The organism is Pseudomonas sp. S07E 245, assembly GCF_019599025.1.
Lineage (GTDB): Bacteria > Pseudomonadota > Gammaproteobacteria > Pseudomonadales > Pseudomonadaceae > Aquipseudomonas > Aquipseudomonas shirazensis.
Map to the genome: position 1 here is coordinate 2251802 of NZ_CP080625.1, position 24421 is coordinate 2276222.

The window sequence follows — 24421 nt, forward strand, 5'->3', positions numbered from 1 at the left end:
AGAATGGTGTAGACCTCATTAGGTAATCGGTAGCAGCACTTTGAATACTGTTCCCTGCTCAACCGTTGACACCACCTCGATTTTTCCACCGTGGGCCGAGACGATTTCCGCCGCAATGAATAGGCCTAACCCGAGGCCAGCGGACGCACCTTTTTCTCTCGCAGCGTAACTTGAGTATCGAGCGTGTGGATTGAAAAGATGGGGCATTACACTGGAGGGAATAAGTTCGCCGCGATTCTGCACGCTGAAAACCTCAACGTCGTCACCCCGCGACAATGTCACGTTAATCGGTTGCTCTAAATCCCCATGCCGAACCGCGTTACTAATCAGGTTAGTGAACACCTGTTCCATGCGGGCCGGGTCGTACATCCCCGTCACTGCATCGCTTGCGTTCGTAATGATCTGTGCGCGGGGAAACCCGATACGAAGCTCTCCTACAACAGACGCGCAAAGGGCGCGTAAGTCAGCGTCCTCCGGATTTACGGGTATGCCACCTCCAAGATTACTACGAGCTAGATCGAGCAAGTCGCCCACCATGTGGTTAGCTCGACGCACACTCGCGTTAATCTGCGCTGCCAGCTTTTTTTCCCTGGCTGCCAGATTTTCGCTCCCGAGAAGCAGGTCACTGGCCATTAACACAGCGCCCAATGGTGAGCGTAGATCGTGACCTAACACCCCTAGAACCGTTTTGCGTGTGGACTCAACTGCCTGGCCAAAAGTAGCAATAGACTCGATTAGCGCTTGGTCTATGGCTTCATTGAAGCGGATCATGTCCTGCATATCGTGCTCTGCGTCCATCCGATGGTTGGCCAGCCACAGCCTGAGAACGCTAGATCGAAGAGCCCGATACTCTGAAACCATCTGATCCATGGAAAATCCTGCGACGAATCGTGTCATCGCATGCGTCTGAGAGGGTGCATCCCCCTCCGTCACTGGGCCAAGACCATGGGATTTTTTGAGCTGCTGCCGCTCGGATTGAGCCTTTGCATATCCTCAGCTACCGTCGTCAATATGTGCTGAGCGTGATTCCTCAGCCCTTTGGCGTCCATCGCAGGCAACGCGGTTTCCACAGTTCGAGCAAAACTCTCCCAAGCTGACAATATTTGCTCGGTGTGCTTAAGGATGAACTCGTGCAGTCTCATCGTTGTCCTTGAATTAGCTGGAAGAGGGGAATACCGATGCCGCCGCCGTGCGGTTCAAGATTAGTCCTGGAAATAGGTGGTGGCATAGCCGGTCAGCACAAACTTGGAACTTGCTTAACATCCTGTCCAGCTCCTTCTGGGAGCTTCTTCGTGACGCTAAATGTACTCCTGGTCGAGGACGAAAAAATTTTGCGCTCATTGATGGCGGAGGCTGTACGATCCTCGGTCATGTGGTCGACGAATGCCCCACCGCCGATCAAGCGCTGATAGCACTGGAGGGGACGGTATCGTTTTCCTTGATCATCACTGACGTGCGCACGCCGGGCAGGCTCGATGGCTTGGTCTTGGTTCGAACGATTTGGTTTCGATGGCCTTATCTGCACGTAATTATTATGTCCGGCAATACTGTGATTCCGCCTGGGTTTCTGCGCCCAAATGCGAAATATTTGCCTAAACCCGTGCATCTCGACTCTCTACATGGGGCGATTGTTGAGTTGTTGCCGCAAGCAGGATACCGAGGTGAACTCCACGGACGCTTGCCTTTGTTCGGGAACTTTTCCGAGCAAATGTTGAGCTTTGCACCAGCAGAGTGGTGAACATTCCTTAAAGAGCTTGCTGACAAAGTGGTTGACACGGGCACTGTATGAGCATACAGTAAATCCATCCACCCACGGTTCCCTCTTCAACTAGCGAGCAACACAGCATTGCAATGTGCCTGGGTCGAGTTGCGCTACAAACAGGATGTTTGTGACGAGTTGAGATAGCCCCTAATGGGGCTTTTTTCGTTTTTGTGATCAACCCCTGGCGCTTAGTTCGTCGGCTTTCACGCAACCCTCTCTGGGCTATACATCATTGACCGCGCAGCGAAAAACCCCCTGATCAAGCCTGACCGGGGCCTCCCGTTTTTGGGACGGTTTCTTTCAGCTCCGGGGTTGGCTGTGGCTTTATCTCAGGCTGAGGCATTATTTCAGGCTGAGACGCCGGCTTTTGCTGCGGTGTAATTTCGGGCCGAGAAACAGGGGCTGGCTGAGACTTGATTTGAGGCTGAGTCGCGGTGTCGCTGGCAGACGTCTGCGGGGCTGTTGGAGCTGCTGAAACTTGGGACGGGGGAACTACAGACGTCGACGATGAGGGTGGAGGAGCGCTGTAGGTAAAGGCGTAAACGGAAATACCCATGGCCGCGACCCCAAGCATCGCAATACCCAGACGACTCACCTTGTAGAAGAGCCCTTCGGCTTGCTCAATGGGATCCGCTACCATTTTCTTGAATTCGCCTTCAGGCAAAAAGCGATACAGCTTTGGCTGCCAGTCCTTGCGAAGCTTTCGCTGGATGTTGATGAACTTACGGCCCGACATCACGTTCAGTACCGTGTATCCAACTGCGACCGCCATGACGATCGAGATCAGGTACGGGTTGATCTGCAATGTGAGCCTCGCGGCGATCAGGCCCAGGCCAACGGTCAGCGCCGTGGAGATCGCTGCGATTGCTTGCCGGGTCGCGTCTGTGGCCTTCGACGTTTCCTCCGTCACGGCCTTACGAAGATCTGTCAGGGACTTCAGGGTGTCTTTGGTGATTTCCGAGACCGCCATCTGATAAGCGATTCTCGCGCAGTCCAAGGCAGCGGCCATGTTCTCCCTGAAGTACTCCTGTACCTCCCCGTCCGCCCGACCGGAACGCGCAATTTCGGCGGACAGCAGGATGTGCTTCACCTCTGCTTCCCGCGCGTTATCGAACACCCATGCCGCTGCTTCGTGGACAACTTCGAAGTCTGTAAGCGAGATGGATGAAGTCCCATCTATCGACTCTGGGATTGTCAGATTGAGCTTGGGCGGGCCTTTGAAAGTGAGCTTGCTACCACTGGTGTCGATTTCGTTCGCAAAGCAACGGCTGAGAGCACCGAACGCCTGCCCTGCCCAGAGCATGTGTAAAGGATCAGTCTCATCGAGATGGTGTCCTTCTGCGAGCAACCAATGGCGCACATCCTCCGGTACTTTGCGGAGGGTCGCTGATTCTTTCACCAGGAGCCGAGGTGACTTGGTCGCCTGTGATTCGGTGTAGTCGCCCCCTTCACCCCAACCACAATATGCCCTCGCTCTGGTATTGAAAGGCTGAGTGAGGCCAAGCAGGTGCCAACGTGCAGCAGCGTGTCCATTGACCAGGAACGCCTTGAAGCCTACTTCCGTCGCCACATAGAGGGCCTGTTCCTGGACATGGTCTTCCGGAAGTGGTTTCTCCAGCTCAACGCGGAACGGCCCGAAATCTTCATCCTCGTCATCGACGTCAGTTTCGCTACTCGCGCAGTCGTAAATCGTGAATGACCAGGCAGCATCGACAGCGGCTTTCTTGATCGACCGAGCAGTTTCCGCTGATAGGTCGGAAACGATGAGGGTAAGGTTGCCCTCTGTGATTAGGGCCTGACGCTTGCGCGATAGCTCGTTAATCAGGCTGGCCAGGCTTTGGTGTGACAACGCTGTCCTCCTTGACTCGATCTGTATCGACGATGATTTGTTTCTTATCTCCGTCGAGCTGTATCACCTGGACGTTGGGATTTTCCTTCCGATCAGGGAAGAGAATGGTGACGCCCTCAGCCGTGACGATCTTGCGCATGTAGGGCTGACGGAGGATCCGGCGGTCGGGCTTGAAGCTCAGCTCGTGAAGCTTGCTCTTCCTGACACGACTCCGAGTCTCACGCTCCAGGCGGTTGGCTATTTTCTCATCCTCAGGATGACCCGCTGCCATCATCACTGCCTCAACGATCGTCTCTTCATCAATGCGTCGACGAGTGCCCAAGTTGGCTTGGGCCCGCTGCAGCGCCTTGGCTATATCCTGACCGGGCAGGTGCTCAATGCAGGTCTGCAGTGCAGCCTTTAGGACTTTGCGGGTTATCTCGCTCAGCTCAGTGTCCGAGACTGCTCTGCTCACAGCCAAGAAATCGGCGAAGTAGTCGGCAAGATCCACCCCTTGCTTGGTGCGATCGGTAGCCGAAATGTTCTGGTCGGCAACCCCGCTGATCACCCGAATCAGTGCCGTTTTCTGAATGGCCTTTTTCTCGTCTACCAAAGCATTCACGATACGCCGCAGCTTCTTTCCTGGAGCACCGTCGTTCTGCTCCAACGCAAGCTTGTAGTCGTACTTGATCAGGCTGTAGATCTTCACATCCGGGTCTGCGACCGACAGCTCGAACATCAACAGAACGCCATCAGCACTGCCGCCCACGTGCGCACGGTTGAAACTGGCGGCTAGGGCCTGAGCGCCGGCCACGAAGGACGTGTCCGCACTTGCGATCGCCTCGACCTCGTTACGGGTCACCGATACCGCTTTGAACATGAAGACCGGCGCGGTGGCCATGTCTACGATCTTGCCGATGAAGAACGCTTCCTCCTCCAGAGCCCGCTCTGGCATGGCCGCGAAGTCCTTGGTACCCACTACATGCAAGATCATCCGTGTGATCTTGAGTGAATCAATCTCTTCGTCTGAAAAAAAGCTCATGCCATCTCCATGGAATCCGCCCCGTCCTAAGCAGGAAGAGGAACCACCCGCCTCGGCATGCGCCCAGACGACAATTACGCATCAATTGCAGCCTGCAGAGCCGATGGCCATTTCCGCGTAGGGCTGGATGTGATGCTGTGGCAGGAGCATATCCGGAAAGAATGGCCAGCGGCCAGTACAACAACGCTGTGGGTGCATTAGCCAACTTAAGCAGCGTAAGGCCATCCCACAGCTGCAACGCCGATCAGCTTTTGCTGCCAGAAATCTTCACAACCGCCTGGCTCCTCCATTAAAGAGTACATTTGTACTCAAACGCTACAAGTTTCTGTGTTGAGTTTATCAATGGACGAAACTCTGCTAATTCACATGACCCGGAATAGATGAAAGAGTGAGCGATGAAGGAAGGTTGCGTATCAACAGAAAATAGTTAGAGGAGTCATTGAAATATCATTGAAACCAATAACACCTAACCAAGGAGTCAAGGCTTGGAAAATCGTCAGATAGGTTGAAGAATTAGATACTGAGTGAAGCCATCATGCTTTAACCAAGAACTAACCTCAAACGCCTAATTCGCTCTAACACTGCGCCATTTATGAATGGCGATGCAACTCAGCAGAACCACCGGCAAGGTGAGCTTCCAGCGGAGCGATATTATAAAGTCAAGCACTCTACCTACTTACCCCCGTCACCCACGCCATCTAAATGCTCTTAAAACCGCTTGATATCTAATAGCACAAAATATAAAGCAAGGGAGACTGACTTTTAGCCCATTGATTTATAGCGGACACACTAAAACCCGGAAAATTCCGAGCAAAGTTAAAAAGGGAAAAACTTGAATGCTCTTTAACCCAATCGTTTCCTAATTCTATCTAGCTCTCTAAGCTCATCCAATGTCGATATCTTAGCCCACGGCCCATAAAACCCTGGCTCTGGGAAGTTTTCGGATTCCTCCCCTTCTAGAACTGTTTTATATATATCTGCCGCTTGCTCTACCATGCCATCAATCATCTTTAAGAATGTAACCAACGCATGCCTTAAAATCTCATACTCATCCACCACAGCTTGGTCTATCTTTCCCTGCGCTGGCAAAGCTACTAAATCAATGCTTCTAATCTTTTCTTTAAGCAATAAATTCTGCGACTCAAGGCTCGCATTGCGTATTCTTAAAGCTTCTATATCGGTTATGACACTACCTGAAATTGCCTCCACGGAGGCCTCCATCCCCAAAAAGTCTTCAAGTAGCTTACGGTAACTTGTATTCCTGAGCAGCGTAACGTGGCTCACAGGCTTACAAAGCTCCTCACGCTCTGAACCCATCTGAGCGAAGAACGCTTTCAACTCAAACTCCGTTACCAGCTTAGCCACATCCTTGGCTAACCTGGTAACATTATTATACTTAGCATTAGAAAGAACAATCAGTGCCTTCCTAATGAACTCTATACGCTGTTGTCTATGATTTTCCCTATACTCATCGAACGTGTCCTTTTTCGGGTTCAGCATCGTGTTTCTCCACTTGGCCGTGCCCGATCCTCTTGGTTATCAGCAAATCGGGTTTCACGGGCACTGGCGGTTTGGCTGCCGCCTGACTGATCTTGAAGACGTCCATAACGTCTAGTGCCTGTGAATTTACCATACTGCCAATTTGCGAAGCTAACGCCACGCCTGGTGGATGCTCACTGATATTGAGGACGCTATCTAGATCCCCCTGCTTCATTTGCAACATTGCTCGAAGATAGGCGAATTTAGTGTCCAGATCGGCGCTAGATGCGTCCGGAAAATTCTGGACGTCGATGAGACGCTTGACCAAATGCTCCCCCTCGGTGAGCTCCACCCGCTTGAAGTGGATCAACAGATCATCCTTCCTGGGCACGAACAGCTTATCCGCCTGCCCATTGAGTGCCATTTGGTACAGCTGCTGCTCGATAGCCTCGTACGCAAAGACCTCACGAGCATATCTATCGTGATCCTCACTCAGCGTCTCGATCACCTGCCGATCAGCTGCGGTGCGCTTCAGATTCCGATAATGTTGCAGCTTGCGAAGCACCTCTACCATTAACTCCTTGCATTTGTCCTTTTCGGCACTGATCGTCGGTAGGTGACAAACTCCGCGAATGGCGTAATGACACATATCACAGGGCCTGCCAGCCCCCAGCAGCTCCAGAATCTCTTTGGGGCACCGATTGTTGAATGGACAGATGTGAGTTGGGTTGAAGGCAAATACCGTATCCTTACGAGCCCTTAGAATCTCAATTCCGCTTTGATCTTCCTTCACTCCAATCAAGCTCATCAGCCCATGCGTTTTAATAGCTTGAGCGGGATCAGTTTTGATGTCAGCAGCTAATCGTGCATTGAGCTTGATGACCGCAGCAGCCAGCTCCGGAGCCTCTGCATCATTGAGTTTCTCAGTATTTTTCAGCAAATAATTCGCTAGTAGTTTCTGGTGACTCGGAAGGTCATCTTCTTCAAATACAGAGTAATACCACACATGCGGCTCGGACTGACCTGTCATATATTGACCGACAACCCATGCAGGGAGGAACCTGACTGCTTCCGAGACGAAGCCAGCGCGCAGCCCGTGAGGCGTATAATCACTGACCATAGAGTCAACAGTGATCCCCGCAAAGAATTCGTCGGTGTAAACAATAGGGATCTCACCCCCACCATTTCTCCTTCTTACGAAGACCAGGTCAGGGACTTTCAGATCTTTGAGTTGATTATGAATAAAGCACTGCAAAATCGACAGCATCACAGGATAATATCGATAGCTAGCCCAACTATTTTGCCCTTCCAGCGGCATTCTGAACAATGGCTTGAATTTGCCAAATTTAGAGCTCTCCTTATTTCCATACCATAAAGGCTCGCTATAGTTTTGCGCACTGCACTGTCCGTACCATTTCCTCTGCCTGTCAAGGATGGCCATCACCGGACGAGCAACAATCGCAGTCCACTCGCCATGCGACTTATCACTACTAACAAACAGCGGCGACAGCTGGCTACCACTGCTGCGATCCAGCATGCAATCGTATCGATCCTTATCAAGCCAGATGAGATGCTTCTGACGAAGGCCTGTCTCACACATAAGTTGCGTCAGGCGAACGTGATTAGGCACGATCCTTGGCACAACTTCGCCCCCAATTTCATAATCGATCGTACGATAGAAGCGGGGAAGAAATTCAAACTTATGGATTTTTCCATCGCAGTAGAAAATAGGACAATAGTTTAATTTACTCTGATCAATAACCGTGACCCGAGCCTCCCCCCTACCCCACATCGACTCCCATTCAGAAGATTCTTGTAGTTCGGCCAGGCTAGGTTGATACAGCGACCCCTGAATGACCCCTGGCATTTGACCGTCAGCCATCATATTCAGGTGCATAACCAAATATTCCATGGAATAAAGCATACTCACAAAGGCACCAAAGTACGCTCGGGGAATTGGCCGTTTGACTGTACCGTTCCGCCGCCTCAACGGTGGATAGCAGGCTGACGAGAAATTATTGGTAAAGCGATCAGCATTTGGGATGGTGAACCGGTGCTCTTGCACCCAATCACAAAACTCGTCTGCACAAAGGACGCGCGAATACCACGACTCATTCCCCCAATCGTTAAACTTAGCGTAGCACTCAAGAAACTTCAGAAATGTCATGGGAGGTTCTTTCTCATACACAAGAACCCCATCTACAAAGTTAGCCTCACGAGTAAAATACAACACGCAATCGTAATCATTGAAAGACGCCGGGTAATTTCGCAGATCTCCATCGCGAGCCAGGAAGAAATTAGGCAGATAGGTCGACAAGTATGCCAACTGCAAATTCAGCAGAAAAATCTGAGTTTTTTCGCTTTGCAACCGCTTCGATTTTACAAATGATCGGAAGGTGGCGTCCACTCCAGCACAGAAGACCCTGACCTTCTCAGGCAACCTAGCATAAAACTTCGCACCACCCTCTTGCATATCAAATACAGGTTTAAGCATGTACGACTTGACGCAACGAGTGAAAAGAGCATCAAGATCTACGGGCTTAATGCCATTCCCATACTCGACGCCCTCGTCAAACGCGATGTCTGCAGCGGCCTTTTTTGCAGGCTTCTTCCTGTTTTCCCGAGCAATTTTATTGACGTCGTCGATTTCCCTCCTGACTTCCGTGACAACCTCTTCTACCATTTCCCGAGCTGCAACGTTATCCCCGGCCAAAAAATACAGGAACTGCAACACACGGTATTGACCAAGAGGCTTTTTTCGCCCAATACTATCTTTATAAACCGCAACACAGTACTCCCGAGTCAAATCATCTGAAGAGTAAACCTGACCACTTAGCAACAGCTTAGTCCAACGTGTATAAGCGCTCTTGTCAAAATGACGATCGTGCTTGCTGGCGTATAACTTGTCATGATTCATATTCTTTCGTATCTGTTGGAGCGCAGGCGCGCCACCCAATGCGATCACTTTTTCGAGGACGCTATCCAGGTGGCTTACGGCCCTCATCGAAAGAGGCAGGATGACCTGCCTCCTCGACCACATGAGAATAAAGACTAGCTTGAAGAAATTTGCGAGGGCCTGTTCTTGCCGTGGAGTGCACGAAGTCAGCTGGGGATGAACATCCGCGAATTTCGCATCGGGATCATCAGTGCAGCAATTCACCAGCGCGCGATAGTGAGATTTCTCCCACAACGAGAAGTTAATAAACGCCCCCTGAAAATAGCTATCAACCTGATAGGTTGCATCGGGAGTTACCCCTGAAGAGTGTTCCTGATAGAAAGCTCTGACCTCTTTGCAAGCGCCTTGAATCGCAGATGCGATCTCCGACCCAGGAATCAACCACATCATCGAGTTTTTGTATAAAATCTTCATACCATGTTTACTCTTTAAGCAGAACGAAATAGCGAATTTTGGACAAGAGAAGCCCGCAGGCCGCACTTTATAATTACGTGCACCCGGATATTCCGCGCGTTTTTTGACTAGACGTTATTTACAGGGGCCAAATAGCACCAAAGGTAGATCAAGTCTCGCTGCTTACAAATTTTTCAAGATGAGCAATTTGCTGCCTCAAGTGCTCAATCTGTACCTTAGCTACATTGAAGGTACTATCTCGCATTCTCATAAGGTTCATCGCAGCCATGGACGCTCGAAGCATGTGGCTATCTTTGCGCGCATACCGCTCGACTGCAGTAGCAGAGGAGTGCCCAAGTAATTTCTGGACAACGCCAAGCTCGAAGCCAAACGCACCAGGTTTGAAAGGATTTGGGCAGTGGTTGTGCAAGTAGTATGCATACATATGGCGAAGAGAATGAAATCCATAGCTCTCACCCGTCAACGCTTTAGCGGCTGCGTTGAAGCGCTCCCACACGGCTTGATAGGAGGATGGCATGCCCTCTCCGTTGAGAAGATTTCTAAACAGAAAGCGATGCGATACAGGCCTGTGGCGCTTCATTTCCAGAGCACGCTGTTCGGCGATGTAAAGATCTAGATTCACCCAAAAATGAGAAGCGAACGGCTCTATCAGGAAGGTTTCGGGGTGCAAACGCCCTTTGTGGCTCAGCTTGCTGATAGCCACATCGGTCATGAAGCGGGACAGCTCTTTGATTCGACTGTTCGGATCGATGATCTGAACGTAGCTGTCAGCTGGCTTCCCAGGATAGATACATACATCAGACGTAAACATAGTCAGCGCTTCTGAGATACGGCAACCGCACGCCGCTAGCAGTGACCATAGCGTCTTGTCCCTGAGGCACGTCGCGCTCTCAATAAGCTTCACACATAGGTCAATCGGAAAGACTTTTTCATCGCCACCATAGCTATCAGTATGTGCCATGGTTGACGGCTTGGAGGTGGCGACCAGCCCCACCTGTCGTATCCGTTTTGCCCCACCCGCTATGCATCCTGCCAACCAGCTACTGTTGCCGATTGCAACGCTGATCTTCCTGGGCGCAGCTACGTACTGGGAGGTGATTGCCGGCAGCGCTGAAATGAGATCTTTGCCTACGTAGCCGGTCTCCTGGAGCTGAAAGATTGCCTTTCTGAAAGTCTCACTCGCGTCGATGAAGTTGTTGACGGCAGTAAGGTGCTTCCGGATCGAGCTACCCCCCATTTTCCGGTTACCCAAAATCCTCGCGACGGATCGGCTCAGCTTGACAGTACTGCCCGTGCCATAAGCCAGGAAATTCTCGTACCCCTCGATCGCTTCAGTCAGAAGCAAAGGCGTGAGGCCCCCATTCCGATCGGCGACCACCTGGATGTATTGGATGAACAGCAGCACTGCTGGGCCATAGGATTTCACGGTGTTCCAGGCCTGACGCTTCGAGAGCTCGAAGATCCAGGTGTCAAAGAACTCGCTGGTCACCACGTCAGCAGAAAGCATGCGGTACGTTGGCCTTCCGGCGCGAAACGTCTCCATGATGCTGATCGACACATCTACCACTGCAGCCATTAAGCCCCCGTCTTGGATGTAGGTTTGCTGGAATGGGCAAACCCCTAAGATGCAACTACCAGTTGCAACGGATGGCGATACTGCAACAAGACGCAACAACACGCAACAAAAACGTTGCACGCTTTAGTTTTCTTGTGGGCTTAGCGAGGTCGGGGTTAAGAAAATCGAGACGAAAAAAAGGGCCTAGATTGCTCTAGGCCCTTAATTCATTGATGTTTGGCGGGAAACCAGGGATTCGAACCCTGGGAACGCTCTCACGTTCGCCGGTTTTCAAGACCGGTGCATTCAACCACTCTGCCAATTTCCCGGGGTGTTCGTAGCGCCACTGGACAACGGCGCTATAAGATGCAACTAGAAGGGGCTTTAGATAAGAACTCTAGGATAGTTGCCCATCGACGGTTTTCAAGACCGTTGCCTTAAACCACTCGGCCACGCTTCCGGATACAGCGGGCGCCATAATACCGTAATGAAACACGCTGTCAAACTCTCTGTGTCGCGGCCTGCGGTGGCTCTGGTATGCTCTCAGCATCCATAGGTTTCTACCCACAGGAGTGTCGCCATGCGCGAACAGGATTATGCCCTACAACACGGCCAGCAGGCCGAGCAGCTGGAGGTCAGCAAGGTCCTGCGTAACACCTACAGCTTGCTGGCGCTTACCCTCGCATTCAGCGGTCTAATGGCGTTCGTTGCGCAGCAGATGCGTGTCGGCTACCCGAACATCTTCGTGGTGCTGATCGGCTTCTACGGCCTGTTCTTCCTCACTGCCAAACTGCGTGACTCAGTCTGGGGCCTGGTGTCGACCTTCGCTTTGACCGGCTTCATGGGCTTCATTCTTGGCCCGATCCTCAATCGCTACCTCGGCATGGCCGGTGGTGCGGAAGTGGTCAGCTCGGCATTTGCCATGACTGCACTGGTGTTTGGTGGTCTGTCGGCCTACGTGCTGATCAGCCGTAAAGACATGAGCTTCCTCAGCGGCTTCATCACTGCTGGCTTCTTCGTCCTGCTGGGCGCGGTGGTTGCGAGCTTCTTCTTCCAGATCAGCGGCCTGCAGCTGGCGATCAGCGCTGGTTTCGTGCTGTTCTCGTCGGTCTGCATTCTGTTCCAGACCAGCGCGATCATTCACGGCGGCGAGCGCAACTACATCATGGCGACCATCAGCCTGTATGTATCGATCTACAACCTGTTCATCAGCCTGTTGCAGCTGTTCGGCATCATGGGTCGTGATGACTGATCGTTGATTGACCGGTAACGCAAAAAAGCCCGCTTCGGCGGGCTTTTTTGTGGGCGACGTTTGGCGGTGGCCGACATTACCAGCCGTATCCAGCCAGACGCTGGGCTGAACCGCTGCATTTAGGCTACCCGAATCAGCCAGCGGCCCTTAGAATGCGCTCCTTTTTTCTTCCGGGGCAGCTACCCATGAGTTCGATCGAACAAGGGCCCGGCGCGGCAGCGCCTGACAATGAACTGGTCCTTGGCCTGGAGGACAAGCCGCGGCCGCTGATTGCCATGCTCGCTGCCCTGCAGCATCTGCTGGCGATCATCGTGCCGATCGTTACCCCGGGCCTGCTGATCTGTCAGGCGCTGGGTGTTTCCGCGCGGGATACCAATCTGATCGTATCGATGTCGCTGGTGATCTCGGGGATTGCCACCTTCGTCCAATGCCGCCGCTTCGGGCCGTTTGGTGCGGGGCTGTTGATCGTACAGGGCACCAGTTTCAACTTTGTCGGGCCGTTGATTGCCGGTGGTGCATTGATGGTCAAGCAAGGCACGCCGGTTGAGGGTGTGATGGCGGCGATCTTTGGTGTGGTGATTGCCGGCTCCTTCGTCGAGATGGGCGTGTCGCGCATTCTGCCTTTTATCAAACGCCTGATCAGCCCGCTGGTGACCGGCATCGTGGTGCTGATGATCGGTCTGACCTTGATCAAGGTCGGCTTGATCAGCATGGGCGGTGGCTTCACGGCGATGGCCAATGGCACTTTTGCCAACGGCGAAAATCTGCTGCTGTCGGGCGTGGTGCTGGCGATCATCGTGCTGCTCAACCGCATCCCGGTGGTGTGGATGCGCAGCTGCGCCATCGTCATCGCGCTGGCGGCGGGCTATGCCCTGGCCGGTTACATGGGCCGGCTGGACTTTACCGGTATGCACGAGGCGGCGCTGTTCCAAGTGCCGACGCCGTTGCACTTTGGCCTGAGTTTCTCGTGGGCGTTGTTCATTCCGATGCTGGTGATCTATCTGGTGACGTCGCTGGAAGCCATAGGTGACGTAACGGCGACCAGCAAGGTTTCGCGTGAGCCGGTCGAAGGCCCGGTTTGGATGCAGCGGATCAAGGGTGGCGTGCTGGTCAACGGCGCCAACTCGCTGCTGGCTGGGGTGTTCAATACCTTCCCGAGTTCGATCTTTGCGCAGAACAATGGCGTGATTCAGCTGACCGGGATTGCCAGCCGCCACATTGGTATCTGGATCGCTGCAATGCTGGTATTGCTGGGTTTGTTCCCGAGCGTTGCCGGGGTGATTCAGGCAGTGCCGGAGCCGGTGCTCGGTGGCGCAGCGATGGTGATGTTTGGCGCCGTTGCTGCTTCGGGGATCAATATCCTCGCCAGCACGCGGCTGGACCGGCGTGCCCTGCTGATCATCGCGGTATCGCTGGCCTTGGGCCTGGGCGTGGCGCAGGTGCCGGAGTTTCTTGCGCACATGCCGTCGGCGCTGCGTAACGTGCTGGAATCGGGCGTGGCCACCGGTGGCATCTGCGCGCTGGTACTGAACTGGTTCTTGCCCGAGAGCAAGGCGCAACAGTGAGCATTGCCCCGCCAGTAGCGGTGGCGGGGTTGTTTTGCTTTATCATGGTCGGATCACGTTGCAAGAGCCTCCCATGAAATTCGCCATCGCGGTTTTTTCCCCGGCCCATGCGCCCTCCTCACGTCGCGCCCTGCGCTTCGCCGAGGCGGCGCTGGCCGGCGGGCATCAGATTGCCCGCCTGTTCTTCTATCAGGACGGGGTGCACAGCGCCTCGGCCAACGTCGTCACGCCGCAGGATGAACTGGATGTGGCTGCGCAGTGGCGTGCGTTCATCGAAGGCAACCAGCTCGACGCGGTGGTGTGCATCGCTGCCGCCCTGCGCCGCGGCGTGCTGGATGCGACCGAAGCCAACCGCTACCAGCGCCCTGCCGTGAACCTGCCGGCACCCTGGGAGCTGTCGGGGCTGGGCCAGTTGCACGAGGCGGCGCAGGTTGCCGACCGTCTGGTCTGTTTTGGAGGCGATTGAAGTGGCCAAATCCTTGTTGATCATCAGCCGCCAGGCACCGTGGAGCGGCCCGTCCGCACGCGAAGCGCTGGACATCGCCCTGGCTGGCGGCGCCTTTGATCTGCCGCTGGGCATGCTGTTCATGGATGACGGCGTGTTCCAGCTCGCCGCTGCCCAGCAACCGGCCTCGCTGCAGCTCAAAGACCTCGCCGCCAACCTGCAGGCGCTGCCGATGTTTGGCGTAGAAGAGCTGTTCGTGTGTGCCCACAGTGTGGCTGAACGCGGCCTGGACCCGGCCAGCCTGAGCTTGCCGGTCGAGCTGCTGGATGATGCAGCGCTGGCGGCATTGATTGGCCGTTTTGACCAAGTGGTAACGCTCAGATGACGACCCTGCATGTAATCAGCCATTCGCCCTTCGGCGACAATCGCCTGGCCAGCTGCCTGCGTTTGCTCGCCGCCAACGACGCCATCCTGCTCTGCGGCGATGCGGTTTACGCACTGCGCGCAGGCACCGCGCCGCAGCAACTGCTACAAACGGCACGGTTGCAGCACCGCCTGTTCGCCCTCGCTGAGGATGTCCAGGCGCGTGCCATCGACAGCACCTTGGCCGAAACGGTGGACTACCCCGCTTTCGTCGAGCTGTCGTTGCGCTTCGACAAAGTGAACAGCTGGCTATGAACGCATTGACTGTCGGCGAGCATCACATCGCCCTGGACAAGGACGGCTTTCTGCTCGACCTGCAAGACTGGTCCCCCGCCGTCGCCGAGGCTCTGGCCGAGCGCGAAGGTATCGCGCTCAGCCCCGAGCACTGGGAAGTGCTCGAGGTGCTGCGTGGGTTTTACCAGGACTACCAGCTGTCACCGGCCACGCGCCCGCTGATCAAGTACACCGCGCTCAAGCTGGGCGTGGAAAAAGGCAACAGCCCGCACCTCAATCGCCTGTTCAATGGCACTCCCGCCAAACTTGCCGCCAAGCTGGCGGGCCTGCCCAAGCCGACCAATTGCATATGACCGAGCAACTCTCCGAACCGCGCCCGCTGACCCTGCACACCCCTGCCGAGCACCCGTTCGCCGAATTCGTGCGCATCCTCGGCAAAGGCAAGCGCGGCGCCCGCGGCCTGAGCCGTGAAGAAGCCCGTGCGGCGATGACCTTGCTGCTTGAAGGCAAGGTCGAGGACACCCAACTGGGTGCCTTTCTCATGCTGCTGCGGCACAAGGAAGAAAGCGCTGAGGAGCTCGCCGGCTTCACCGAAGCCCTGCGCGCGCAACTGCAAGCCCCGCAGATCACGGTCGACCTGGACTGGCCGAGCTATGCCGGCAAGAAGCGTCACCTGCCGTGGTACCTGCTGGCCGCCAAGTGCCTGGCAGGCAATGGCGTGCGCATCATGCTCCACGGTGGCGGCGCGCATACCGCCGGGCGCATGTATACCGAACAGGTGCTGCACCTGCTGGAGATTCCGCTGTGCCGCGACTGGGCATCACTCGCGCGCGCCTTGGACGAGCAACAATTGGCGTTCTTCCCACTGCAGGACTGGGCGCCGCAGTTGCAGCGCATGATCGACCTGCGCAACACCCTTGGCCTGCGTTCGCCGATCCACTCACTGGCACGGGTGCTTAACCCACTGGCGGCGCGCTGCGGCCTGCAGAGTATCTTCCACCCGGGTTATCAGGCCGTGCACCGTGAAGCCAGCCGCCTGCTCGGCGATCACGTGATTGTGGTCAAGGGCGATGGTGGTGAGATCGAGATCAACCCGGACGTGGCCAGCCACCTGTACGGCACCAGCGGCGGCGAGAATTGGGACGAAGAATGGCCCGCCATGAGCGCCCAGCGCCATGTCAAACCGGCCTCCCTGCAACCCGAGCATCTGCTGGCGGTCTGGCGCGGCGAGGCGCAGGACAGCTATGGCGAAATGGCCGTGGTCGCCACCATGGCGCTGGCCCTGCGTGGTCTGGGTAAGGATCGCGATCAGGCCTTTGCCGACGCGCAGCGGTTGTGGACGGATCGCAACAAGATCGACTAATTCGATAGATACCACGCAGTCTTTGCGCTATTTATTCGAACGCTAGTCCCTAGACTGGGCTCCAAAGACAAATCACTTTTGTACAAGGAGCTCGGCATGGGCCTTTTGATTGACGGTCGCTGGCATGACCAGTGGTACCAGACCAGCAAGGACGGCGCGTTTCAGCGCGAGAACGCACAACGGCGCAATCAGCTGCCCAAGGCCGAAGCCGGTCGCTATCACCTGTATGTGTCGCTGGCCTGCCCGTGGGCGCATCGCACGCTGATCGTCCGCGCGCTCAAAGGCCTTGAGCCGTTGATCGATGTCTCGGTGGTGAGCTGGCTGATGGGCGAGCACGGCTGGACCTTCGATCAGCAGCAAGGCTCCAGCGGTGATCACCTCGATGGCCTGCAGTACATGCACCAGCGCTACACTCGCGACGACCCCAACTATACCGGTCGCGTCACGGTGCCGGTGCTGTGGGACAAGCAGGAACAACGCATCGTCAACAACGAGTCGGCCGAGATCATCCGTATCTTCAACAGCGCCTTCAATGCGCTGACCGGCAACCACCTCGACCTCTATCCCGAAGCGCTGCGCCCTACCATCGATGCGCTCAACGAGCGGATCTACCCTGCCATCAACAATGGTGTCTACCGGGCGGGCTTCGCAACTTCGCAGGAAGCCTACGAAACCGCTTTCGATGAGGTGTTCAACGAACTGGACCATCTCGAGCAGCTACTGAGTGGCCAACGCTACCTGGCGGGCGAGTACCTGACCGAAGCCGACGTGCGCCTGTTCACCACGCTGGTGCGCTTCGATGCGGTGTACCACGGCCACTTCAAGTGCAACCTGCGCCGTCTCAGCGATTACCCTAACCTGTCCAACTGGCTGCGCGAGCTATATCAGTGGCCGGGTGTGGCCGAGACGGTGAACATGGAGCACATCCAGAAGCACTACTACCTCAGCCACAAAACCATCAACCCCAACGGCATCGTGCCCAAAGGCCCGCTGCAGGACTTCAATGCAGCGCATGATCGTCAGCGTCTGCCAGGTAGAGGTATCTACCAAGGCGTTTGAACCGAGCCTGCCACCGCGGTGGCAGATCAGCAAAGGTCAGTCGCGCATGAAGCCGCCGTCCACGTCCATGATCTCGCCGGTAACAAAGCCCGCCTCGACCGACGCCAGAAAGCACACCGCGGCAGCAATATCCCGCGGCGTGCCCGCCCGGCCCAAGGGCATCTGCGCCAGCACCTGAGCGCGTGCCTGCGGTGCCAGCGCAGTAGTCATTTCAGTGTCGGTGAGCGCCGGTGAGACTGCATTGACTGTGATATCGAAAGGCCCGGCCTCGCGCGCCAGACCTTTGGTCAGTGCGATCACCGCGCCCTTGGCGGCGGCATAGCAGCTGTTGCCCAGCAACCCGCCTCCACGCTTGCCAGCCACCGAGGCGATATTGATGATGCGCCCGCAGCGGCGGTCCATCATGCCCGGCAGCACCGCCTTGGCACAGAAGAACACACTGTTGAGGTCGATCGCCATGACCCGGTTCCACTCTGCCGTGGTCAGCTCCAGCAGCGGTACGGTGGAGACGATGCCGGCATTGTTGACCAGAATATCGACCGGCCCAAGCAGCCGCTCGACCTCATCGACCATCGCCAGTACCTGATCCTCCTGAGCCACGTCCACGGCCACGCCGATGGCCTGAATGCCCTGCGCACGCAGCGCTTCGGCAGCTCGTTCGGCTGCAATCGGATCAAGGTCGGCCAGGGCCACCTGGGCCCCGCAATGACCAAGCGCGACGGCAATCGCATGGCCGATACCGCGGGCGGCACCGGTCACCAAAGCGGTGCGGCCAGCGAGGCTGAAGTTCATCGGGGCGTAGGCGGCAGCTGTACTCATCATTATTATGTCCTTGATGAAGGGCGAACTCAGGCTCACCCCCTGCGCAGCAAAGGGTGTTCAAGCAAAGAGGATCAGGTGGAATGCGGCTCAGGCGCGGCGGCAGGCGTCCAGCGCCAGCTGTTCCTTGAGCGGCGGGATATCCAGCCGACGCAGCACCCGGTACAGCGAGGGCCGGCAGATGCCCAGCTCGCGCGCGGCCGCCGACATGTTCCAACGGCAGGTCTGCAGCACTTCCAGCACATCGGCGCGCTCGTCACCGGCGCGGCTCGGGCGGATCGGTGTCACGTTCGGCACTACCACGCGCACAGGTGCGCTAGCGGCCGGCAGCTGGGCGATAAAGTCCACTGGCAGGTCGGCGCGGGTGATCCGCGCGCCTTCCATCACCGCACAGGCGTAGCGAATCACCGCGCGCATCTGGCGAAGGTTACCCGGCCAGGCGTGGGTCAACAGCAGCGACCAGACCTCGGCGCTGATCACCTGGCGTGGGTCACACCCCGGCAGTTCATGGGCGACCATGTTGCACAGCAGTTCGCCGCGGTCAGTGCGCTCGCGCAGCGGCGGCAGTTCGACCACGCCGGTGGCGATGCGATAGAACAGGTCTTCCCGGAAACTGCCGTCGGCTACCCGCGCCGACAAGTCCTGGTGGGTTGCGCAGACCAGGGCAAAGTTGACCGGTACGCTGCGTTCGGCACCCAGCGGGGTCACCTCACGTTCGGCGATTACCCGCAGCAGGCGAGTCTGCTGCTCGTAAGGCATGTCGCCGATCTCGTCGAGAAACAAGGTGCCGCCATCCGCCTGCTGCACCTTGCCCTTCTTGCCGCCGGGCAATGCCCCGGAAAACGCACCACGGCTGTAGCCGAACAGCTCGCTCTCGATCAGCGTCTCCGGGATCGAGGCACAGTTGAGCGCCACCATCTGTGCGGCGCGACGTTGACTGTGGGCATGCAGGGCGCGGGCGAGGATCTCTTTGCCGGTGCCGGTTTCACCGCGGATCAATACCGCGATGCCGCGCTCCATCAAGCGCAGCGCCCGGCGAAACGCCTGGCGCACTTGCGGGTCACTGTCGTGGGCGATATCGGTTTCAGCAACTTCGGCGTGGCAAACAGCAGGGTCGGTCAGGGAATGCATCAGCGTCACCTTTTATTGTTCTATAGCTTGTGACTATGTCGGCGGGCGACGCTTGTGGCGTGGCCGTGGCCGATGGGGTGTGGCCTGATCACATTAGGTAGGCGGACTTATATTTTCCAATACATAATCAAGCATCCACTGATACCTTTGCGAGCATCATGATCGAACTTCGCCATCTGCAGTACTTCCGCACCCTGGCCGAGACCCTGCACTTCGGCCGCGCCGCCGAGCGCCTGCATATCTCCCAGCCGCCGCTGTCGCGGCAGATTGCTCTGCTTGAAGAGGAACTTGGAGTGAAGCTGTTCGACCGCTCACGGCGGCGGGTCGAGCTGACCGAGGCCGGGCAGCGCTTTTACCTGGATACCGGCACGGTGTTCGCCGCCTTCGAGCAGGCCAAGCGTAACGCCCTGGCAGCGGCACGCGGCGCTGCGGGCGAGTTGTCGGTGGGGTTCATGATGTCGACCGCCTACAGCATCACCCCGGCCATCACCCGCCGGTATGCTGCGTTGTTCCCGCAGGTCAATCTGAAGCTGACCGAGACCCTGCCGCTGGACCTGGCACAGGACATCAGCAGCGGCCACAAAGACGTCGCCATCATGTACCGACCGCAGGACTGCAGCGGGCTGGAGACGGTCACTCTGTACCGCGAAGAGATGACCCTGGTGCTGCCACCCGGCCACCGCCTGATGCAGCAGGAGCTGATCGAGCCGCAATCATTGGCGGGCGAGCCGTTCATCATCGTGCCGCGGCGAATCGCCCCGGCGCTGCATGACATGATCTGCAACTACTGCCTGCAACACGGCGTGACACCGAACATCGGCATGGAGATCAACCTGCAGCAGACCATCGTCAACCTGGTTGGCGAAGGCCTGGGCGTGGCCATCGTGCCGCGCTCGATGCGCAACATGCGCCTGGCCACCACCAGCTTCAAGCCGCTGCGCGATGCACCGGTGATCGAAGTGGTAGCGGTATGGAAGGCAGACAACCACAACCCGTGCATTGCCACCTTCGTCGAGGCGGCGCTGCAGGCCGGCGAGCAGGCTACGCGCGAGGACCACGCGCAGCGGCTGCTGGAGGGATAACACTCAGATTTCGAGGATGCCCGAGGCCATGAACCCGCCGTCCACCGGGATCACATGGCCACTGATGTAGGAGGCATCCTCGGACGCAAGAAACGCCACCGCACCAGCCATCTCCGCCGGCGTGCCATAGCGGCGCAGCGGCACCGCGCGGGCATACGACTCACGGGTGGCCGCCGAATGCAGCGCCTGGGTCAGCGGCGTATCCACCGGCCCTGGCGCGATGCCGTTGACAGTGATGCCGTGCTCGGCCAGCTCCACGGCCATCTGCCGGGTCAGGCCGATCACCGCCGCCTTCGACGTGCCATAGGCGGTACGGCCCATGCTGGCGCGCATGCCGCTGATCGAGGCGACGTTGACGATCCGCCCCCAGCCCCGTTCGCGCATCAGCTGCGCGGCGTGCTGGCTGCAGAGCAAGGTGCCGGTCAGGTTGATATTCATCAGGCGCTGCCAGCCTTCAAGCTCGGTATCGAGAAACGCCTGGGTGCGCGCCACGCCGGCATTGTTGACCAGCACATCGCAGCGGCCGAAGCGCTCGCGCAGCGCGGCGAACAATGCCCTGATCGACTGCGCATCACCGACATCGATGGCCATCGCCTGAGCCTCGATGCCCTGCACCCGCAGCCCGGCGACCATCTCCTCTGCCGCCGCCAGGTTGATATCGGCCACCACTACCGTGTGGCCATCGTGGCCGAGGCGCTCGGCAATGGCAGCGCCGATGCCCATGGCAGCCCCGGTCACCACGGCCACCCGACCATAGCCCGGCGCGTTGCGTGTTGTTGTTTTCGCAGCTTGGCTCATGACAGGACTCTCTTAAAGGAAACCAATGGAAATCCACGGGAAGCAGGCCACTACCGCCAGCGCTACCAGGAGCGCCCCGAGGTAACCCCAGACGCGGCGAATAACGTGGTCGGACGAGGTTTTGCTGATGGCGCAGGCGGCGTAGAAACCGACCCCCAACGGCGGCGCGAACAAGCCCACGCCCATCGCCAGGATCACCACCATGGCGTAGTGCACCGGGTGAATGCCGAGCATCTCTGCCAGCGGGAACATCAACGGCCCGAACAGCACGATGGCCGGAATGCCTTCGAGCACGCTGCCCAGAATCAGGAACACCAGAATCGTCACCACCATGAAGCCGAAGGTGCCGCCCGGGATTTCCTCGATCAGCTCCACCAGCGAGGCGGAGAAGCCAGATTGAGTCAGTGCCCAGGCCATCGCCGAGGCCATGCCGATGATCAGCAGGATCGCCCCCGACAGCGACGCCGCTTCCAGCAGCATCGGATACAGCCGGGCAAAGTCGATATGGCGCATGAACAAGTGCATGACCAGGCCGACCAGCACCACGTAGGCGACACCAATCGTCGACACCTCGGTCGCGGTCGCCGCGCCTTCGAGCACTGCCACGCGGATCAGCAACGGCAGGGCCAAGGCTGGCAAGGCGATGAGGAAGGTCTTGCCGACCCGCGACATCGGCGCGCGCTCGATCTTCGGCGCGTCTTCCTTGCGTGAACGCCACCAGCACACCGCCGCAATGGCAATGGTCGCGACCACGGCAGGCATCAGGCCGCCGATGAACAGCGCGGTAATCGAAACGCTGCACACCGCACCGATGGTGATCAGCACCAGGCTCGGCGGAATGGTCTCGGTCATGGCCCCGGTAGCGGCCAGCAGCGCCGCCAGTTCCTCGGGCTTGGAGCCGCGTTTTTTCATTTCAGGGAACAGCGCCGGTGCGACTGCAGCCATGTCGGCCACTTTCGAGCCGGAAATCCCCGACACCAGAAACATCGCCCCCAGCAGCACATACTGCAGGCCGCCACGGACATGACCGAGCAGCGAGGCCATGAAGTCGATCAGCGTGCGAGCCATGCCCGACAGCTGCAGCACCACGCCGAGCAGCACGAACAGCGGCACCGCCAGCAGGACCAGATGCGACATGCCCTCGTCCATCCGGCCGACCACGATCGACAGCGGCGCATGGGTCACCAGCGCCAGATAGGCCATGGTCGCAGTGCCGAATGCGAAAGCAATCGGGATACCGCCAAACACGCAGGCGCCGAGCAACACCAGGAAGAACACCACCAGATTGTAGTTACCCATCGCCGCCAGCAGCGGCTGCGCCAGCCACAACACTGCGGCCACTGCCGCAACCACCACTAGCCCAGCCATGAACTGGCGTACCGTCGAATAACGCGCCATTCGCGCCACCGCAGCCAGCAGCATCAAAACCGCGCCAACCGGCAAGGCCGCCGCCCGCACACCGTCGGGAATGCCCAGCGCCGGCGTGGTGATCGACATCTGCTCGTGGGAGTGTTCCATGGCCGGTGAGATGATCATCGCCACGAACAAACATACGATCAGCGCCGACAACGTCTCGCTGAACCCGCGCCAAGCAATCGGCAGCTTGTTGACCAAGGCCGACATGCGCATGTGCTCGCCGCGGTCCAGCGCCAGCACTGCGCCGAACATCGACAGCCAGATAAACAGCGACGAGGCCAGCTCGTCGGTCCAGATCAGTGGGCTGTGCAGCACATAACGGGAGATCACCCCCGCCAGCAGCACCAGCGTCTCGATTACCATCAAGGTAACGGCGAGTGCGCCAACCACGCGCATGATCCAGCTGTTCAGACAGATCAGCGCCCGGGCCGGCAGGCGCAGCGATTGATTGGGGGCCATGACGGCTGGCGCACTCATCAGGCCAGCTTCCCGGAGAATTGCTCAAGAATCGCCCACGCCTCGTTACCAAACTTGCCATGCCAGTCGGCATAGTAATTGGCGCTGCGCAGCTTCTCGCGGAACGGCTCTGCCGGCGACTCGACCAGCTCCAGGCCTTTGCCCTTGAGGGTGTCGCGGGTGCTGCCTTCAAGGGTGGCAAGGTCGGCGCGCTGGGCCATCACTGCCTTCTCGATGTGCTTGCGCAGCACCTCTTGCAGTTCCGGTGGCAGGCGCCCGATCGACGCGCTGTTGCCCAGCATCCAGAAGCCGTCCCAGACGTGGTTGGTCAGCGAGCAGTATTTCTGCACTTCATACAGCTTGGCCGATGACACCAGGGTCAGCGGGTTTTCCTGCCCTTCGACGATGCGCGTCTGCAACGCCGAATACACTTCGGCAAAGTTGATGCTGGTCGGCGCCGCATCCAGCGCACGGAAAATCGACATGATGATCGGGCTTGGCGGCACCCGCAGCTTCATCCCGCGCAGGTCATCCGGGGTGGCCACCGGGCGCGTGCTGGTGGTAGTCACGCGGAAGCCGTTGTCCCACATCCGCTCGTAGGCGAACAGGGTGCCGGTCTTGGCGATCTCGCTGCGCACGTGGGCGCCGAGCGCGCCGTCCATGGCACTCCAGACCTGCTGATAGTCCTTGAAGGCAAAGCCGACGGCGCTGATCTGCACCGACGGCACCATGGTGCCGAGGATCACCGGCGACAGCGAGAACAGGTCGACCGCCCCCGAGCGCACCTGCGCCAGGGTGTCGGTGTCGCTGCCCAACTGGCTGCTGGGGAACACCTGCACGCTCAAGGCGCCGTTGGTTTCCTCCTTGATCGCCTTGGCCATTTCCCGGGCGCGGATATTCATCGGGTGGCTGATGGGCAGGTTGTTGGCAAACTTCAGTTTGAAGTCCGCGGCGCGGCTGTTGCCGCTGTACAGGCCCATCCCGGCAGCGGCGACAGCAGCCCCTGCCAGCGAGGCGGTCTTGATAAAGGAACGGCGGGTGAAATCGCTCATGAAGCTCTCCTGACCTATTTGTTCTTATTGATCGAGTTGCGGCGATGATAGGCATGTTGTTAGCAATACGGGTGCCACGCTTGAGTAACAGCGCTCAGCAGGCCCCTTTGCCGGCTCGCAAGCACCGGGCAAGCGACTGATTTATCTTGAGAAAATATTTATCCGAGGGCTTGTTAGATTTTGTGACAGGCCTGCCAGAGGCGCCCAGCAGGTGTAACAGGTGTCTCCTTGAACTGTCGCCCTGGCAGCCAGGGCGACACCTGTAGACCGGCATTCGCTACCGACAACCA

At 57.6% G+C, this 24421-nt stretch carries 20 protein-coding genes, 2 tRNA genes and 1 pseudogene; 10 read left to right on the plus strand and 13 right to left on the minus strand.

Annotated elements, in window-relative coordinates; genetic code table 11:
* Window positions 1–18 precede the first annotated feature (18 nt).
* A pseudogene (locus tag K3F44_RS10530) lies at window positions 19–1142 on the minus strand (sensor histidine kinase).
* Between the two features lie 110 nt (window positions 1143–1252).
* Here K3F44_RS10530 and K3F44_RS10535 point away from each other — a divergent pair.
* Window positions 1253–1738: a hypothetical protein gene (locus tag K3F44_RS10535; protein ID WP_257225365.1), complete on the plus strand. Its 486-nt coding sequence runs from the start codon at window positions 1253–1255 to the stop codon at window positions 1736–1738.
* Window positions 1739–2021: 283 nt separating this feature from the next.
* Here K3F44_RS10535 and K3F44_RS10540 read toward each other — a convergent pair whose 3' ends face one another.
* The 7 genes from K3F44_RS10540 to K3F44_RS10570 all read right to left on the minus strand — a co-directional run bounded on the left by K3F44_RS10540 (window position 2022) and on the right by K3F44_RS10570 (window position 11496).
* Window positions 2022–3611, minus strand: coding sequence for a hypothetical protein (locus tag K3F44_RS10540; protein WP_177438141.1), 1590 nt, complete (start codon window positions 3609–3611; stop codon window positions 2022–2024).
* The gene (locus K3F44_RS10545) at window positions 3580–4632 is read right to left on the minus strand and encodes a nucleoid-associated protein (RefSeq protein ID WP_088523333.1); all 1053 of its coding nucleotides are present in this window, start codon (window positions 4630–4632) and stop codon (window positions 3580–3582) included. Before K3F44_RS10545 ends, K3F44_RS10540 begins: the two co-directional genes overlap by 32 nt.
* An 843-nt stretch (window positions 4633–5475) precedes the next feature.
* On the minus strand, window positions 5476–6132 hold the full coding sequence (locus tag K3F44_RS10550) for a hypothetical protein (protein ID WP_140174184.1): 657 nt from the start codon (window positions 6130–6132) through the stop codon (window positions 5476–5478).
* On the minus strand, window positions 6101–9481 hold the full coding sequence (locus K3F44_RS10555; RefSeq protein WP_145187356.1) for a hypothetical protein: 3381 nt from the start codon (window positions 9479–9481) through the stop codon (window positions 6101–6103). Before K3F44_RS10555 ends, K3F44_RS10550 begins: the two co-directional genes overlap by 32 nt.
* A 148-nt stretch (window positions 9482–9629) precedes the next feature.
* Window positions 9630–11057, minus strand: coding sequence for a site-specific integrase (locus tag K3F44_RS10560; RefSeq protein ID WP_140174182.1), 1428 nt, complete (start codon window positions 11055–11057; stop codon window positions 9630–9632).
* 217 nt (window positions 11058–11274) lie between these two features.
* A tRNA-Ser gene (locus K3F44_RS10565) sits at window positions 11275–11364 on the minus strand.
* A gap of 45 nt (window positions 11365–11409) precedes the next feature.
* A tRNA-Ser gene (locus K3F44_RS10570) sits at window positions 11410–11496 on the minus strand.
* A gap of 120 nt (window positions 11497–11616) precedes the next feature.
* On the opposite strand from K3F44_RS10570, the gene K3F44_RS10575 reads away from it, so the two are divergent.
* From K3F44_RS10575 to K3F44_RS10610, 8 genes are all read left to right on the plus strand, one after another.
* Window positions 11617–12288, plus strand: coding sequence for a Bax inhibitor-1/YccA family protein (locus tag K3F44_RS10575; RefSeq protein WP_101320786.1), 672 nt, complete (start codon window positions 11617–11619; stop codon window positions 12286–12288).
* A 185-nt stretch (window positions 12289–12473) separates the two neighbouring features.
* The gene (locus K3F44_RS10580) at window positions 12474–13853 is read left to right on the plus strand and encodes a nucleobase:cation symporter-2 family protein (RefSeq protein WP_101320788.1); all 1380 of its coding nucleotides are present in this window, start codon (window positions 12474–12476) and stop codon (window positions 13851–13853) included.
* Window positions 13854–13926: 73 nt separating this feature from the next.
* Window positions 13927–14319, plus strand: a complete 393-nt coding sequence (gene tusD / locus K3F44_RS10585; RefSeq protein WP_101320790.1) for a sulfurtransferase complex subunit TusD — start codon at window positions 13927–13929, stop codon at window positions 14317–14319.
* 1 nt (window position 14320) lies between these two features.
* Window positions 14321–14683, plus strand: coding sequence for a sulfurtransferase complex subunit TusC (gene tusC, locus K3F44_RS10590; RefSeq protein ID WP_220633987.1), 363 nt, complete (start codon window positions 14321–14323; stop codon window positions 14681–14683).
* Complete coding sequence (tusB, locus tag K3F44_RS10595) at window positions 14680–14976, plus strand: sulfurtransferase complex subunit TusB (RefSeq protein ID WP_220633988.1); 297 nt, start codon at window positions 14680–14682, stop codon at window positions 14974–14976. The genes tusC and tusB overlap by 4 nt, the downstream gene beginning before the upstream one ends.
* The gene (locus tag K3F44_RS10600) at window positions 14973–15308 is read left to right on the plus strand and encodes a TusE/DsrC/DsvC family sulfur relay protein (RefSeq protein WP_220633989.1); all 336 of its coding nucleotides are present in this window, start codon (window positions 14973–14975) and stop codon (window positions 15306–15308) included. The genes tusB and K3F44_RS10600 overlap by 4 nt, the downstream gene beginning before the upstream one ends.
* Window positions 15305–16318: a glycosyl transferase family protein gene (locus K3F44_RS10605; RefSeq protein WP_220633990.1), complete on the plus strand. Its 1014-nt coding sequence runs from the start codon at window positions 15305–15307 to the stop codon at window positions 16316–16318. Before K3F44_RS10600 ends, K3F44_RS10605 begins: the two co-directional genes overlap by 4 nt.
* 96 nt (window positions 16319–16414) lie before the next feature.
* Window positions 16415–17377: a glutathione S-transferase family protein gene (locus K3F44_RS10610; protein WP_220633991.1), complete on the plus strand. Its 963-nt coding sequence runs from the start codon at window positions 16415–16417 to the stop codon at window positions 17375–17377.
* A 36-nt stretch (window positions 17378–17413) separates the two neighbouring features.
* Here K3F44_RS10610 and K3F44_RS10615 read toward each other — a convergent pair whose 3' ends face one another.
* Together K3F44_RS10615 and K3F44_RS10620 are read right to left on the minus strand one after the other, a co-directional pair.
* Window positions 17414–18196, minus strand: a complete 783-nt coding sequence (locus K3F44_RS10615) for an SDR family NAD(P)-dependent oxidoreductase (protein ID WP_219860469.1) — start codon at window positions 18194–18196, stop codon at window positions 17414–17416.
* Window positions 18197–18286: 90 nt separating this feature from the next.
* Complete coding sequence (locus tag K3F44_RS10620) at window positions 18287–19327, minus strand: sigma-54-dependent Fis family transcriptional regulator (protein WP_150569904.1); 1041 nt, start codon at window positions 19325–19327, stop codon at window positions 18287–18289.
* A gap of 158 nt (window positions 19328–19485) precedes the next feature.
* Here K3F44_RS10620 and K3F44_RS10625 point away from each other — a divergent pair, with 158 nt between their 5' ends.
* Entirely contained in the window at window positions 19486–20409 is a 924-nt protein-coding gene (locus K3F44_RS10625; RefSeq protein WP_101320804.1) for a LysR family transcriptional regulator, read from the plus strand.
* A 3-nt stretch (window positions 20410–20412) separates the two neighbouring features.
* Here K3F44_RS10625 and K3F44_RS10630 read toward each other — a convergent pair whose 3' ends face one another.
* Genes K3F44_RS10630 through K3F44_RS10640 form a run of 3 tightly spaced genes read right to left on the minus strand, consistent with a single transcriptional unit; the run spans window position 20413 to window position 24131 of the window.
* Entirely contained in the window at window positions 20413–21207 is a 795-nt protein-coding gene (locus tag K3F44_RS10630; RefSeq protein ID WP_101320806.1) for an SDR family NAD(P)-dependent oxidoreductase, read from the minus strand.
* Window positions 21208–21219: 12 nt separating this feature from the next.
* Window positions 21220–23100 (minus strand): TRAP transporter large permease subunit, encoded by a 1881-nt coding sequence (locus K3F44_RS10635; protein WP_202883886.1) that lies wholly within the window; start codon window positions 23098–23100, stop codon window positions 21220–21222.
* Window positions 23100–24131, minus strand: coding sequence for a TRAP transporter substrate-binding protein (locus K3F44_RS10640; protein WP_220634176.1), 1032 nt, complete (start codon window positions 24129–24131; stop codon window positions 23100–23102). Before K3F44_RS10640 ends, K3F44_RS10635 begins: the two co-directional genes overlap by 1 nt.
* Window positions 24132–24421 lie beyond the last annotated feature (290 nt).

What these genes read in the sequence shown, in the direction of transcription:
- K3F44_RS10575 (WP_101320786.1), top strand. Translation starts at nt 11,617, where the DNA reads ATGCGCGAACAGGATTATGCCCTACAACACGGCCAGCAGGCCGAGCAG.
- K3F44_RS10620 (WP_150569904.1), bottom strand. Translation starts at nt 19,327, where the DNA reads ATGCATTCCCTGACCGACCCTGCTGTTTGCCACGCCGAAGTTGCTGAA.
- K3F44_RS10635 (WP_202883886.1), bottom strand. Translation starts at nt 23,100, where the DNA reads ATGAGTGCGCCAGCCGTCATGGCCCCCAATCAATCGCTGCGCCTGCCG.
- K3F44_RS10600 (WP_220633989.1), top strand. Translation starts at nt 14,973, where the DNA reads ATGAACGCATTGACTGTCGGCGAGCATCACATCGCCCTGGACAAGGAC.
- tusD (WP_101320790.1), top strand. Translation starts at nt 13,927, where the DNA reads ATGAAATTCGCCATCGCGGTTTTTTCCCCGGCCCATGCGCCCTCCTCA.
- K3F44_RS10550 (WP_140174184.1), bottom strand. Translation starts at nt 6,132, where the DNA reads ATGCTGAACCCGAAAAAGGACACGTTCGATGAGTATAGGGAAAATCAT.
- K3F44_RS10625 (WP_101320804.1), top strand. Translation starts at nt 19,486, where the DNA reads ATGATCGAACTTCGCCATCTGCAGTACTTCCGCACCCTGGCCGAGACC.
- K3F44_RS10580 (WP_101320788.1), top strand. Translation starts at nt 12,474, where the DNA reads ATGAGTTCGATCGAACAAGGGCCCGGCGCGGCAGCGCCTGACAATGAA.
- K3F44_RS10545 (WP_088523333.1), bottom strand. Translation starts at nt 4,632, where the DNA reads ATGAGCTTTTTTTCAGACGAAGAGATTGATTCACTCAAGATCACACGG.
- K3F44_RS10640 (WP_220634176.1), bottom strand. Translation starts at nt 24,131, where the DNA reads ATGAGCGATTTCACCCGCCGTTCCTTTATCAAGACCGCCTCGCTGGCA.
- tusB (WP_220633988.1), top strand. Translation starts at nt 14,680, where the DNA reads ATGACGACCCTGCATGTAATCAGCCATTCGCCCTTCGGCGACAATCGC.
- K3F44_RS10555 (WP_145187356.1), bottom strand. Translation starts at nt 9,481, where the DNA reads ATGAAGATTTTATACAAAAACTCGATGATGTGGTTGATTCCTGGGTCG.
- K3F44_RS10615 (WP_219860469.1), bottom strand. Translation starts at nt 18,196, where the DNA reads ATGAGTACAGCTGCCGCCTACGCCCCGATGAACTTCAGCCTCGCTGGC.
- K3F44_RS10610 (WP_220633991.1), top strand. Translation starts at nt 16,415, where the DNA reads ATGGGCCTTTTGATTGACGGTCGCTGGCATGACCAGTGGTACCAGACC.
- K3F44_RS10560 (WP_140174182.1), bottom strand. Translation starts at nt 11,057, where the DNA reads ATGGCTGCAGTGGTAGATGTGTCGATCAGCATCATGGAGACGTTTCGC.
- K3F44_RS10630 (WP_101320806.1), bottom strand. Translation starts at nt 21,207, where the DNA reads ATGAGCCAAGCTGCGAAAACAACAACACGCAACGCGCCGGGCTATGGT.
- K3F44_RS10605 (WP_220633990.1), top strand. Translation starts at nt 15,305, where the DNA reads ATGACCGAGCAACTCTCCGAACCGCGCCCGCTGACCCTGCACACCCCT.